Origin of the sequence: Pseudoalteromonas sp. CF6-2 (assembly GCF_021729425.1) — a bacterium.
Lineage (GTDB): Bacteria > Pseudomonadota > Gammaproteobacteria > Enterobacterales > Alteromonadaceae > Pseudoalteromonas > Pseudoalteromonas arabiensis.
The window spans coordinates 1-13,656 of the sequence record NZ_CP091442.1 but is presented as its reverse complement, the minus strand read 5'-3'; the positions used below and the strand labels follow the sequence as shown (position 1 = coordinate 13,656).

At 41.3% G+C, this 13,656-nt stretch carries 10 protein-coding genes; 3 read left to right on the top strand and 7 right to left on the bottom strand.

The features are described from left to right. Positions 1 to 150 precede the first annotated feature (150 nt). From fadB to tusA, 3 genes are all read left to right on the top strand, one after another. Positions 151 to 2,310: a fatty acid oxidation complex subunit alpha FadB gene (gene fadB, locus L3Q70_RS00050; protein WP_237114652.1), complete on the top strand. Its 2,160-nt coding sequence runs from the start codon at positions 151 to 153 to the stop codon at positions 2,308 to 2,310. Between the two features lie 5 nt (positions 2,311 to 2,315). Beyond that, a complete protein-coding gene (fadA, locus tag L3Q70_RS00045; protein ID WP_237114651.1) occupies positions 2,316 to 3,482 on the top strand; it encodes an acetyl-CoA C-acyltransferase FadA in 1,167 nt (388 codons plus the stop codon). 153 nt (positions 3,483 to 3,635) lie between these two features. Further along, complete coding sequence (gene tusA, locus L3Q70_RS00040; RefSeq protein ID WP_062568454.1) at positions 3,636 to 3,875, top strand: sulfurtransferase TusA; 240 nt, start codon at positions 3,636 to 3,638, stop codon at positions 3,873 to 3,875. Between the two features lie 73 nt (positions 3,876 to 3,948). On the opposite strand, the gene L3Q70_RS00035 is transcribed toward tusA, so the two are convergent. The 7 genes from L3Q70_RS00035 to dnaA all read right to left on the bottom strand — a co-directional run bounded on the left by L3Q70_RS00035 (position 3,949) and on the right by dnaA (position 13,637). Beyond that, positions 3,949 to 4,398: a hypothetical protein gene (locus L3Q70_RS00035; protein WP_237114650.1), complete on the bottom strand. Its 450-nt coding sequence runs from the start codon at positions 4,396 to 4,398 to the stop codon at positions 3,949 to 3,951. Positions 4,399 to 4,459: 61 nt separating this feature from the next. Continuing rightward, positions 4,460 to 6,529: a glycine--tRNA ligase subunit beta gene (gene glyS / locus L3Q70_RS00030; protein WP_237114649.1), complete on the bottom strand. Its 2,070-nt coding sequence runs from the start codon at positions 6,527 to 6,529 to the stop codon at positions 4,460 to 4,462. A gap of 8 nt (positions 6,530 to 6,537) precedes the next feature. Further along, entirely contained in the window at positions 6,538 to 7,437 is a 900-nt protein-coding gene (gene glyQ, locus L3Q70_RS00025; RefSeq protein WP_054554789.1) for a glycine--tRNA ligase subunit alpha, read from the bottom strand. A gap of 142 nt (positions 7,438 to 7,579) precedes the next feature. Further along, positions 7,580 to 10,006 carry a DNA topoisomerase (ATP-hydrolyzing) subunit B gene (gene gyrB, locus L3Q70_RS00020; RefSeq protein ID WP_237114648.1) on the bottom strand — a complete coding sequence of 809 codons (2,427 nt, stop codon included), beginning with the start codon at positions 10,004 to 10,006 and terminating at the stop codon, positions 7,580 to 7,582. Positions 10,007 to 10,018: 12 nt separating this feature from the next. Beyond that, complete coding sequence (recF, locus tag L3Q70_RS00015; RefSeq protein WP_237114647.1) at positions 10,019 to 11,113, bottom strand: DNA replication/repair protein RecF; 1,095 nt, start codon at positions 11,111 to 11,113, stop codon at positions 10,019 to 10,021. Between the two features lie 6 nt (positions 11,114 to 11,119). Further along, a complete protein-coding gene (gene dnaN, locus L3Q70_RS00010) occupies positions 11,120 to 12,223 on the bottom strand; it encodes a DNA polymerase III subunit beta (RefSeq protein ID WP_062568460.1) in 1,104 nt (367 codons plus the stop codon). 13 nt (positions 12,224 to 12,236) lie between these two features. After that, entirely contained in the window at positions 12,237 to 13,637 is a 1,401-nt protein-coding gene (gene dnaA, locus L3Q70_RS00005) for a chromosomal replication initiator protein DnaA (protein ID WP_193988067.1), read from the bottom strand. Positions 13,638 to 13,656 lie beyond the last annotated feature (19 nt).

Genomic DNA, 13,656 nt, shown 5'->3' with positions numbered 1-13,656 from the left:
TCTACACCTTAGCACCAAACCAGCTATATTTTAACCAATAGCGATAAAGCGCAGTAAATTTTTCGTTGCATTTTCATTTTAAAGCAAGCACACTGATTGAAATGCAAACTCATCGTACCAGTCTTAGTTAATAAACTAGGGAGAATAATAATGTTATATAAAAGCGATTCATTTGAAGTTGCTTTCATCAAGGACAACATCGCCGAGTTTAAGTTCTGTGCAGACGGCTCAGTAAATAAACTTTCGCAGCAAACCTTGCAAGATTGCGCTTTAGCATTAAAAGAATTGGCAACAAACTCAGATATCAAAGGCATGGTGTTCACCAGCGATAAAGATCATTTCATTATCGGTGCCGACATTTTCGAATTTTTACCTACTTTCACTAAACCGCAAGAAGAATTGGTTGCATGGATCAAAAATGCAACTGACGTTTTTGACGCGATTGAAGATTTACCTTTCCCAACGCTAAGTGCTGTAAACGGCATGGCGCTTGGCGGAGGGTGTGAGTGGGCACTTGCTACCGATTATCGCGTTGCTAGCTCTAACGCTAAAATTGGCCTACCTGAAGTTAAACTAGGCATTATGCCTGGTTTTGGTGGCACAGTTCGCCTTCCACGCCTTATTGGCGCTGATAATGCGATGACATGGATCACTACAGGTAAAGAAAACCGCGCTGCTGATGCCCTAAAAGTAGGAGCATTTGACGCGGTAGTTAGTGCTGACAAACTTTTAGAGTCAAGTATTACAACACTTGAGCAAGCAATTGCTGGCAAGCTAGATTGGCAAGTAAAACGACAAGTAAAATTACAGCCACTGAAAATGAACCGTGTTGAGCAAGGTATGAGCTTTGCGATGGCTGAAGGCATGGTAATGGGTAAAACGAAAGGTCACTACCCAGCACCTGTTATGGCTGTAAAAACAATCAAAGCTGCAGCAAACTGTGAACGCGCTGAAGCAATGGCAATTGAAAACGCTAACTTTGCTAAACTTGCAGCAACAAGTGAAGCTGCCGCGCAAACAGGTATTTTCTTAGCTGACCAATACATTAAAGGTAAAGCGAAGAAGCAAGCTAAACACAGTGAACTTGAGATCAAACAAGCCGCAGTATTAGGTGCAGGTATTATGGGCGGTGGTATTGCTTACCAATCGGCTTATAAAGGCACGCCTATTATCATGAAAGACATCAACCAAGATGCACTTGATTTAGGTATGGGTGAAGCATCTAAGCTACTAGGTAAGAAAGTACAACGTGGCCATATGGCGATGGATAAGATGGTTGCCACTTTAGGCAAGATCAAACCAACGCTAAACGATGCAGACCTACAAAGCGCTGACATTGTTGTTGAAGCCGTGGTTGAAAACCCTAAAGTGAAGCAAGCCGTTCTTGCGGGTCTTGAAAAAGACTTACCAGTAGGCACTATCCTAACTTCAAATACCTCAACAATTCGTATTGACGAGTTAGCGTCTGCACTTGAGAAACCAGAAAACTTCTGTGGTATGCACTTCTTTAACCCAGTGCCAAAAATGCCACTAGTAGAAATCATTCGTGGTGAAAAAACATCAGAAGCAACAATTAATGCGGTTGTTGATTACGCATTAAAACTGGGCAAATCACCAATCGTTGTAAACGACTGCCCTGGCTTCTTTGTAAACCGCGTACTATTCCCTTACTTTGCAGGTTTCAGCAAACTTGTTGTTGAAGGTGCTGACTTCACGAAAGTTGATAAAGTAATGGAAAATGTATTTGGTTGGCCAATGGGTCCTGCGTACCTTCTTGATGTGGTAGGTATTGATACAGCTTACCACTGTACTGGTGTAATGGCTGACGGTTTCCCTGAGCGTATGGCTCGCCAAGATAAAGACCCTGTTACTGTATTTGCAAACGAAAAACGCTTTGGCCAGAAAAATGGTGCTGGTTTCTACCAATATGCACCAGACCGTCGTGGTCGCTTGAAAAAAGCTAAAGATGCAACAGCAACTGAGCTACTAAGTGCTATCACTGATGCACCGAAAGATTTCGATAAACAAGAAATCATTGACCGTTGTATGATCCCGATGATCAACGAAGTTCTACTTTGTTTACAAGAAGGTATCGTAGCGTCTCCACAAGAAGCTGACATGGCGCTAATTTACGGCATTGGTTTCCCTCCATTTAGAGGCGGTGCATTCCGTTACTTAGATCAAACTGGTTTAGCGAACTTTGTTGCAACAGCAGACAAGTACGCTCACTTAGGTGCGATTTACCAAGTATCAGATGAAACTCGCAAGTGGGCCGAAGAAGGCCGTATATTCTATAAGGTGGAAGGATAAGAAACATGAATAATCCAGTAATCGTAGATTGTATCCGCACACCAATGGGTCGTTCAAAGAACGGCGTATTCAAAAACAAGCGTGCGGAAGATTTAAGTGCTCACTTAATGAAAGGTTTGTTAGACCGTAACCCAGCCGTTGATCCAGCATCAATTGATGATATTTACTGGGGCTGTGTACAACAAACTTTAGAGCAAGGTTTTAACATTGCTCGTAACGCAGCACTCCTTGCCGGTATCCCTCACTCAGTACCAGCAGTAACAGTTAACCGTCTATGTGGTTCATCAATGCAAGCTCTGCACGATGCAGCACGCGCTATTATGACTGGCGCTGGTGATACCTATATCATTGGTGGTGTTGAGCACATGGGTCACGTACCTATGACTCACGGTAATGATTTTCACCCAGGTTTATCAACGTCTGTGGCACAAGCTGCTGGCGTAATGGGTTTAACAGCAGAGTACCTTGCAACGCTGCACGGCATTAGCCGCGAGCAACAAGACGAATTTGCTTACCGCTCACACCAACGTGCACACGCTGCAACAATTGAAGGTCGTTTCCGTCGTGAAATCCTAGCAATGGAAGGTCACGATGCAGATGGTTCTTTAATTTTAGTTGAAGACGATGAAGTAATCCGTCCTGAGACAACTGTTGAAGGCTTATCGCAACTACGCCCTGTATTTAATCCAGCATCAGGTAGCGTAACTGCAGGTACTTCATCTGCACTATCTGACGGCGCGTCAGCAATGCTTGTAATGAGCGAAGAGAAAGCTAAAGAACTTGGTTTACCAATTCGTGCGCGTATTAAATCAATGGCTGTAGCAGGTTGCGATCCATCAATCATGGGTTACGGCCCTGTTCCTGCATCGCAAAAAGCACTTCAACAAGCAGGTATCACTATTGACGATATCGATGTTGCAGAGCTTAACGAAGCATTCGCAGCACAATCTCTACCAGTATTAAAAGACTTAGGTCTGATGGATGTGGTAGATGAAAAAGTTAACCTAAATGGTGGTGCAATTGCACTTGGTCATCCACTAGGTTGTTCTGGTTCACGTATTAGCACAACGCTTGTTCACCTAATGGAAGATAAGAACGCTAAATACGGTCTAGCAACAATGTGTATTGGTTTAGGCCAAGGTATTGCAACTGTATTTGAGCGCGTAGAATAACGAGCTCACATCAAACATCTTGGTGATAAAAAGGCGCATTGATTTACTCAGTGCGCCTTTTTTATTTGCGTTGCTTTCTGATATTGAAACTGGCAGCAATAGAAAGTTAAAATAGCCGCTTATTAATCGTCTCTTTCATCCAAAAGGTCAGCCATGAGTTTTGATAATCCCGATCACCAATTAGATGCACTTGGCCTTCGTTGTCCAGAACCTGTCATGATGGTGCGTGGCGCAGTACGTAAAATGAAAGATGGCGAAACATTACTTATCATCGCCGATGACCCATCAACCACCCGCGACATCCCAAGCTTTTGTACTTTTATGGATCACACGCTAGTGGCTAAAGATGTTGAGCAAGCGCCATTTAAATATTTGCTGAAGAAAGGACTATAGGCTAAATAAACAAGATGAGAGTGAGCATTTAATTGTTACCTTTATCAATTAAAAACCCACTCAAAAACTCCAGTTACTTTTTAGTAACTGTCACTTTTGGCTTATTACTATTGCGGTAATCAAAGCTCACTACATACACGCCTTTTGTCGCTGGTTTAAAACTAAAGTAGTTGTAAATAGTATTACAATCGGCAATGGCAGCCTGACCTAATAATAGTACTTGTCCTGCGGGGTCCATGTCACTATAACCACAGTTATAGCCTTGACTAAAGTTAGCATCAGCCACTTTAAATTCATAGATTTTTCCTGGTGTTGAGAACGTTACTTCTGCTTGGAAGATACCTGATGCAACTTGCTCAAGTATATATTGTGGTTCAGCATCCCATAACGTAAAGTCGCCACGCAAGTACATGGTACGGTCTAAGTCTTTGCTTTGCAGCATGTCGTCAATGCTTGGCATTTGTATTTGGCTCGTACAGGCTGTTAATAAACCTGCTAATGCTAAAGTAATTACACGTTTCATTACTGTTCCTTATGCTACTAAAAAGCCAGCACAAAGCTGGCTTTTATTAATTGGCTACTACTTACTTCTGAAGTACAGAAATATCAGCAATATCTAAAAACAGACGGCTTAACTGACTTAATAATGCTAAACGGTTTTGTTTAACCGCTTCGTCATCTGCCATTACCATGACATTATCGAAGAAGTTATCAACACTCTCACGGATACCTGCAAGTTGTGATAATGCTTCTTGGTAATCGCCATTTGCATACAAAGGTGCAAGCTCGGTTGCAAACTTAGCAACGTGTGACGCTAATACTTTCTCTGCGTCATCGCTTAATAGGCTCTCATTCACATCACCTTGTGTTGTGATGTCATTCTTAGCCAAAATGTTGCTTACACGTTTATTTGCCGCTGCAAGTGCTTCTGCTGCGTCTAATGTACGGAAGTGACTTACCGCTTTAACACGACGATCGAAATCAACTGGTTTAGTTGGACGACGTGCTAGTACCGCTTGAATGACATCAACTTCGATACCTTCGTCTTGATACCATGCGCGGAAACGCCCTAGCATGAACTCAAACACATCCGTTGATACATTCAGGTTAGTTAGCTTTTCACCGAATAGCGTTTGTGACTTAGCAACAAGATCTAAAATATCTAGCGGTAATGATTTTTCTACCATGATGCGTAAAGCACCAATGGCAGCACGACGAAGTGCAAATGGATCTTTGTCACCTTTTGGCGCTTGGCCAATACCAAAAATACCTACCAGCGTATCAAACTTATCCGCAATAGCGACCGCACAGCTGATCACATTTGTTGGTAAGTTATCGCCCGCAAAGCGAGGCATATATTGTTCGTTTTGCGCCAGTGCAACTTCTTCGGCTTCACCGTCGTGACGAGCGTAATGCATACCCATTACACCTTGTACGTCGGTAAACTCCATGACCATTTCGGTCATTAAGTCTGTTTTACTTAGAAGACCTGCACGCTTAGCAAGCTCTGCGTCGGCACCTAATTGCTCTGCAATGTAACCTGCAAGTTCACTAATACGCTCAGATTTATCTTTCAGCGTACCAAGTTGCTTTTGGAATAAAACAGTATCTAACGACTCTAAACGACTCTCTAACGTTTTCTTCTTATCAGTTTCGTAGAAGAACTGCGCATCAGCTAAACGAGGGCGTACAACTTTTTCGTTACCAGCAATTACCACGCTCGGATCTTTACTTTCGATATTAGAAACAAATAGGAACTTGTTAAGTAAGTTGCCATCTTGGTCTAATAACGGGAAGTACTTTTGGTCGTCCTTCATGGTATAGATAAGCGCTTCTGAAGGGACATCTAAGAATGCTTCTTCGAATGTCGCTGTCAGCGTTACTGGCCATTCAACCAACGATGTTACTTCTTCAAGTAAGTCTTCGTCCATTGCTACTTTTGCGTTTACCGCGCTAGCAGCCGCTTCAATCTGTTCGCGAATTTGTGCTTTACGCGCTGCAAAGTCAGCGACAACGTAAGCAGATTTAAGAACATCAAACACGTCATCTGCGTGGTTAATTGTTACTTTTTCTGGATGATGGAAACGGTGGCCTTGTAATTGGTTACCAACTTGCTTACCAAGAATTTCACCTTCAATTAGTGTGCTACCAAATAAAATAGTCGCAGTGTGCACTGGGCGAATAAATTGTGTTTTATTTGCGCCCCAACGCATTGGTTTAGGGATAGGTAATTTAGCAAGCGCTTTGTTTACAGCATCGCTCATAAGCGATGTCGTTGCTTGACCTTCAACCTGTGCTTTATGTAATAACCAAGCACCTTTATCTGTTTCTAGCGTTTGTGCGTCGCTTACATCGATGCCACAACCACGAGCCCAACCCATTGCGGCTTTAGTTGGGTTGCCATCTGCGTCAAACGCTGCTGCAACTGCAGGGCCACGCTTTTCTACCACCTTGTCACTTTGTTTAGCTTCAAGTGCAGTAACACGTAAACCTAAGCGACGTGGTGATGCGTACCAGTTAACGCCTTGATGATTTAATTCTAAGCTTACAAGCTCAGTTGCTAAGTTCTCAGCAAACGACTCAGCAAGTTTACGAAGTGCTTTCGGTGGCAACTCTTCAGTGCCAATTTCTACTAATAAATTTTCTGCTGACATGCTAATTCTTAATCCTTACAAAGCGGGAAACCAAGAGCTTCACGGGCATCATAGTAACTTTGCGCACATGCTTTTGATAAAGCACGAACACGTAAGATATAACGTTGACGTTCTGTTACTGAGATAGCGTGACGAGCGTCTAATAAATTAAACGCATGTGATGCTTTCATTACTTGCTCATAAGCTGGTAATGGTAAGCCTGCTTCAATTAGCTTTTCGCTTTCTTTTTCACAGTGATCAAACTGTGCAAATAAGAACTCAACATCCGCTTGTTCGAAGTTATAAGCTGACTGCTCTACTTCATTTTGATGGAATACATCACCGTATGTTACACGACCCATAGGACCGTCTGCCCATACTAGATCATAGATACTATCTACGCCCTGAATATACATTGCTAAACGCTCAAGACCGTAAGTGATTTCACCGGTTACTGGTGAGCACTCTAAGCCACCAACTTGTTGGAAGTAAGTGAACTGAGTTACTTCCATGCCGTTTAACCAGATCTCCCAACCTAGCCCCCAAGCACCTAATGTAGGCGACTCCCAGTTGTCTTCTACGAAGCGAACTTCGTCAGTAAGTGTATCGATACCAACAGCAGCTAATGAGCCTAAATAAAGCTCCTGGATATTCTCCGGTGATGGTTTTAATACTACTTGGAACTGGTAGTAATGCTGTAAACGGTTCGGGTTTTCCCCATAACGACCATCAGTTGGACGGCGGCATGGTTGAACATATGCGCTCGACATTGGCTCTGGGCCAATCGACTTTAAGAAAGTTAACGGATGAAATGTCCCTGCTCCCACTTCCATATCGAGTGGTTGAGCAATCACACAGCCTTGCTGTGCCCAATAGTCCTGTAAAGCCAGGATCAAACCTTGAAAGGTTTTAACGTCATATTTTTGCATATTTGGCTTATAGTATCTGGTGCGTTTAGTCTGAAAATTGCTCTCAGTATACCTTGTGTGCAGTAAGGTTTTAAGCAGTTTGTGCTTTTTCAGTAATAAAAAAAGGAGCCAGTTGGCTCCTTTTTAAATATCTATTTTAACTTTATACGTCTAAGTTAACTACGCGTAGCGCATTCGTTTCGATAAAGTCACGACGAGGTTCAACTTGGTCACCCATTAATGTCGCGAACAATTGGTCAGCTGCAACAGCATCTTCAATTGTTACTTTCAACATCCGACGTGCACCTGGGTCCATGGTGGTCTCCCAAAGCTGATCTGGGTTCATCTCACCGAGTCCTTTATAGCGTTGGATGTATAGTCCACGCTTCGATTCAGAGATTAACCACTCTAATGCATCCACAAAGTTATCAACAGCTAATGTCTTCTCACCACGTTGAACATAAGCGCCTTCTTCAAGCAAGTTTGCAATGTTTACACCTGTCGCAGCAATACGCTTATAATCACGCGATGTAATGAAGTCGAAGTTCAATACATGTGCTTTATCCACACCATGCTGGCGAATATTCACAACAGGATAATACATATTGCGCTCAGTATCGTGCTCAGTGCCCGCGTGGAAAATAGTTGCATCTTCATCACGTGCAATTAAGTCGTCAACTAGCGTGTTAGTCCACTCTTTAACTTTTGCTTCATCTGCTAAATCTGCTTCTGTAATTTCGCTTTGATAAATTAAACGTTCCATAACCGAGTTTGGATATTTACGTTTTAAGCGCTCAATTACTTTAACTGTATTTTGATAGTCGTGAACAATTCTTTCTAATTCTTCACCTTCAAGTGCAGATGCCCCTTCACTTGTATAAAGTGCAGCATTGTTTAATGCTAATGATGTTAAGTAATCAACTAACGCTGGGTCATCTTTAATGTAGCGTTCTTGCTTACCTTTTTTCACTTTATAAAGTGGCGGTTGTGCAATATAGATAAAGCCTTTTTCTACAATCTCTGGCATTTGACGATAGAAGAAAGTCAGTAGTAAGGTACGAATGTGTGAACCATCCACGTCCGCATCGGTCATGATAATGATACGATGATAACGTAGTTTTTCTGGGTCATATTCATCACGACCAATACCACAACCTAATGCAGTGATTAGAGTTGCTACTTCTTGAGAAGAAAGCATCTTATCAAAGCGTGCTTTTTCAACGTTAAGAATCTTACCTTTTAGTGGCAAGATAGCTTGGTTTTTACGGTTACGACCCTGCTTAGCTGAACCACCTGCAGAGTCACCCTCCACTATGTATAGTTCAGAAAGTGCTGGATCTTTTTCTTGGCAATCTGCCAATTTACCAGGTAAACCAGCTAAATCCATTGCACCTTTACGACGTGTCATTTCACGTGCTTTACGCGCTGCTTCACGAGCGCGTGCCGCATCAATAATTTTGCCAACAACTGTTTTAGCATCAACAGGGTTTTCTAATAAGAACTCGGTTAGTTTTTCTGCCATAGCTTGTTCTACAGCAGATTTCACTTCACTTGATACTAGTTTGTCTTTAGTTTGTGATGAGAATTTTGGATCGGGAACTTTAACGCTTACAACCGCAGTTAAGCCTTCACGAGCATCATCACCCGTCGCATTGCTTGTTGTTTTCGCTTTTTTGTTAAAGCCTTCTTTTTCCATGTAGTTATTTAGCGTACGCGTTAATGCTGCTCTAAAGCCAGCTAAGTGCGTACCACCATCACGTTGGGGAATATTATTTGTAAAACAGTAAATGCTCTCTTGGAAACCATCATTCCACTGCATTGAAACTTCTACACTAATACCGTCTTCTTCACGCTCATGGGTAAAGTGGAAAACACTTTTATGCACAGGTGTTTTATTGCGGTTTAGATATTCTACGAATGCTTGAATACCGCCTTCATATTTGAAGTGGTCATTTTTAGATTCTTCACGCTCATCAGTAAGAATGATACTTACACCAGAGTTCAAGAACGAAAGCTCACGTAAGCGCTTTGCTAAAATATCATAGTGAAAGTTTAGATCAGTGAATGTTTCACCACTTGGCCAGAAACGTAGTTCAGTACCTGTGTCAGTTGCATCACCAATTACTGCTAATGGCGCATCTGGTACACCCATTGTATAAGTTTGTTGATGTACTTTACCTTCACGGCGAATTGTTAGTTGTAGTTTTTCAGATAGTGCATTTACTACCGAAACACCTACGCCGTGTAAGCCGCCCGATACTTTATATGAGTTATCATCGAACTTACCACCAGCATGAAGTACCGTCATGATAACTTCAGCCGCTGACACACCTTCTTCTTCGTGAATAGATGTAGGAATACCACGACCGTTATCTCTTACAGAGACTGAACCGTCTAAGTGAATCGTTACAAAAATATCATCACAATGACCAGCTAAGGCTTCATCGATAGAGTTATCAACAACCTCAAACACCATGTGGTGTAGGCCTGTACCGTCATCGGTATCCCCTATATACATTCCTGGACGCTTTCTTACTGCGTCTAATCCTTTAAGTACTTTAATACTCGACGAATCGTAATTCTCAGACATGGTTAATCCCACTTATCTTGTTATTAGGTTGCCATGTTTCACGTGGAACATTTTTAGTTCTCGTTGCATGGGTTCCACCACAGCAGAAATACTTTCAGATAAAATTGATGAGATAAAAAGTTGCGAATCGCAATGAGTCAAAAGCTGACCCACTTTTTCTTTTGTATCTTCACCTAGTTCTGAAGGTAAGTCATCTATTAGCAATATAGATTGCTTATCTGTTTCTGACTCAATTAAGCTATTTTGCGTTACTTTTAACGCATAAAGCAAGAGCTTCAATTGACCGCGAGAAAATGTATTTTCTACACTGTTACCAAAAACACTAAAACTAAAATCAGCTTTATGCGGACCTTTACTTGTGAAACCTTGTTTGGCATCACGTTCAAAGCTTTGCTCAAGCGCCTCTGAGAGCGTTTCACTCTCTTTCCAACCCGCATGAAAGTTAATTTCTAAATCGCTAACAAGCGTTAATTCTGCACACATTTTATCAAAAAACTGCTGCTTAAACCTACTTATATACGCGATTCTTAAATTATTTATTTGTTCAGCTAGTCTAACAAATTCTTTGTCCCAAAACTTGATCTGTTCGAAATAATCTCGAGGTTTACTTTTCAGTAAAGCATTACGTTGTTTCAGTACTTTATTAAAGGACTGCCACAAATAAAAAAAGTCATGTTCCACGTGGAACAATCCTAAATCGAGAAATTTTCTGCGCTCTTTTGGTCCACCAAAAAATAATGAATAGCTTTCAGGAGTAATAACTTGTACAGGTATTAGCTGAGCTAATTCAGAAATTTTACGGCTCGTTTTACCCTGAATCTTTAAAGATGTTTCACCCGCTTGGTTTTTACTTATACCAATCGGAATAGACAAATCATGTAGCGTTTTGCGTCCATGGATAACAAACTTGTTTTGTTGATGCTGAATAATATTTTTATGTTTGGCGGTACGAAATGATTTACCGTGAGAAAGGAAATATATCGCCTCAAGGAGGCTGGTTTTTCCGCTGCCATTCTCGCCATAAATTATATTAATTCCATTTACAGGCTCAAGTGTCAGCGCCTCAATATTACGAAAATTATTGAGGCTTAAATGACTTAAACTCATACAAGCTTATAGGCGCATCGGCATAACAACGTACATAGCTTCTTCGTCGCCCGCACCTTCAATTAGCGCACTGCTATTTGAGTCTGCAAGCGTAAACGTAACATCTTCTGTTTTTAATGTGTTAAGTACATCAAGAACATAAGAAACGTTAAAGCCAATTTCAAGTTCGCCGCCTTGATACATTACTTCAACCACCTCTTCAGCTTGTTCTTGCTCAGGGTTATTTGCTGTAATTTTCAATAAACCTTCAGACAGATTTAGTCGTACGCCACGGAACTTTTCATTTGATAAAATAGACACACGTTGGAATGCACTACGTAACCACTCTCGATTAGCAGTAATGACTTTGTCTCCTCCACGCGGCAATACTCGACGATAATCAGGGAAACGACCATCAACCAGTTTACTGGTAAACGTAAATTCAGTATCAATAATACGAATATGGTTAGCACCAAATTGAATGGTAACTAGCTCATCATCAGCCACCATTAGGCGCATAATTTCTTGCACACCTTTACGTGGAATAATTAACTGACGCTGCGTATTTAAAGATTGTGGTAATTGTTTTTGCGCAATCGCCAAACGGTGACCATCTGTGGCCACTGTTTTAATATCTGCGTTATCAACTTCAAATGACATACCATTTAAATAATAACGGACGTCTTGATTCGCCATAGAAAAATGCGTGCTTTCTAAAAGCTTACGTAGCTCTAAACGCGTTAGTTGAAACTCTACTTCACCATCCCACTGTTCAAGGTTAGGAAAGTCTTCAGCAGCCAAGGTTGTTAAAGAGAAACGGCTTTTACCACTTGTTAGTAGAAGCTGATGATCTTGACTGCTCAGTGTAAGGTCAGAGCCATCGGGTAAACTTTTACAAATATCGAGTAATTTTTTAGCTGGTAAAGTTAACTGTGTATCTGGCGTATCTTCACCAACAAAAACACTGGCTACTAACTCAATTTCAAGATCTGTACCTGTCATCGAAAGCTGTCCGTTTTCAACAACTAGTAACACGTTCGATAAAATTGGTAAGGTGTGCTTACGCTCAATCGCACCTGACACTTGAACTAAAGGTTTTAAAAATTGCTCTCTTGATATTGTTATTTGCATAATAAAGTCGGCCTTAAGATGACAAGGTTCTTATTAAGTTTTGATAATCTTCTTTCACTTCGTGGCTTTCATCACGCAGTGATTTAACTTTACGGCATGCATGCAATACAGTGGTGTGATCACGACCACCAAATGCATCACCTATTTCAGGTAAACTATGATTTGTAAGCTCTTTTGATAACGCCATCGCTACTTGGCGCGGTCTTGCTACTGATCGGCTTCGACGCTTAGATAGTAAATCTGATACACGAATTCGGTAGTACTCAGCCACAGTACGCTGAATATTATCAATCGTTACTAATTTATCTTGTAATGCAAGTAAGTCACGTAGGGCTTCTTTTACAAAATCGATCGAAATCGGACGACCGGTAAAGTTTGCATTAGCAATAACACGGTTTAACGCCCCTTCTAATTCACGTACATTTGAACGCAATTTTTTCGCGATAAAAAAGGCCACTTCATGAGGTAAATTAATTTTACTTTGCTGGGCTTTTTTCATCAAAATAGCAACGCGAGTTTCAAGCTCTGGCGGCTCAATAGCAATGGTTAAGCCCCAACCAAAACGTGATTTAAGGCGGTCTTCAACCCCTTCAATCTCTTTAGGATAACGGTCTGAAGTTAATATAATCTGTTGATTCCCTTCAAGCAAAGCGTTGAAGGTGTGAAAGAACTCTTCTTGCGAGCGCTCTTTATTAGCGAAAAATTGAATATCATCGATCATCAATGCATCAACACTTCGGTAATAACGTTTAAATTCTTCAATGGCATTATTTTGCAATGCTTTTACCATGTCTTGCACAAAACGTTCGGAGTGCATATAGACAATTTTCGCATCTGGCTTATTAGCCATAATACCGTTACCCACAGCATGCAATAAATGCGTTTTACCTAGACCCGTTCCACCGTAAATAAATACAGGGTTAAATGCCGAGCCTGGGTTATCTGCAACTTGAGTCGCTGCAGCTTTTGCTAGCTGATTTGACTTACCTTCAACAAAACTGTCAAAGGTGTAGTTTTCTTTAATGTTTGATTTATAGCCTGATTTAGGAGCAGGTTCTACTGCTTTTTTCTCAGCCTTAGGCTGTTGTTTTTCAGTTGTGTGTTGTGCACTCACTGGTGCACTTGCTTCAGCAACTGCTGGCATCGTTGCTGCTTGGGCATTTAAAATCGGTTTACTACCAACATCAAAACGAAGTTCAGGTGCTTCATCACCACAAATTTCAACAAGCAATTCATTAATACGGTTTAAATATTTTTCTCTCACCCAATCTAATACAAAACGATTCGGTGCATATATAGTTAACGTATCTTCGGTACTTTCTGCTTGAAGTGGTCTTACCCACATACTGAATTGCTGCGACGGCAATTCATCTTGCAATACATATAAACAACTTTGCCAAACCGACAGATACACTATTAAACTCCTAGAGATT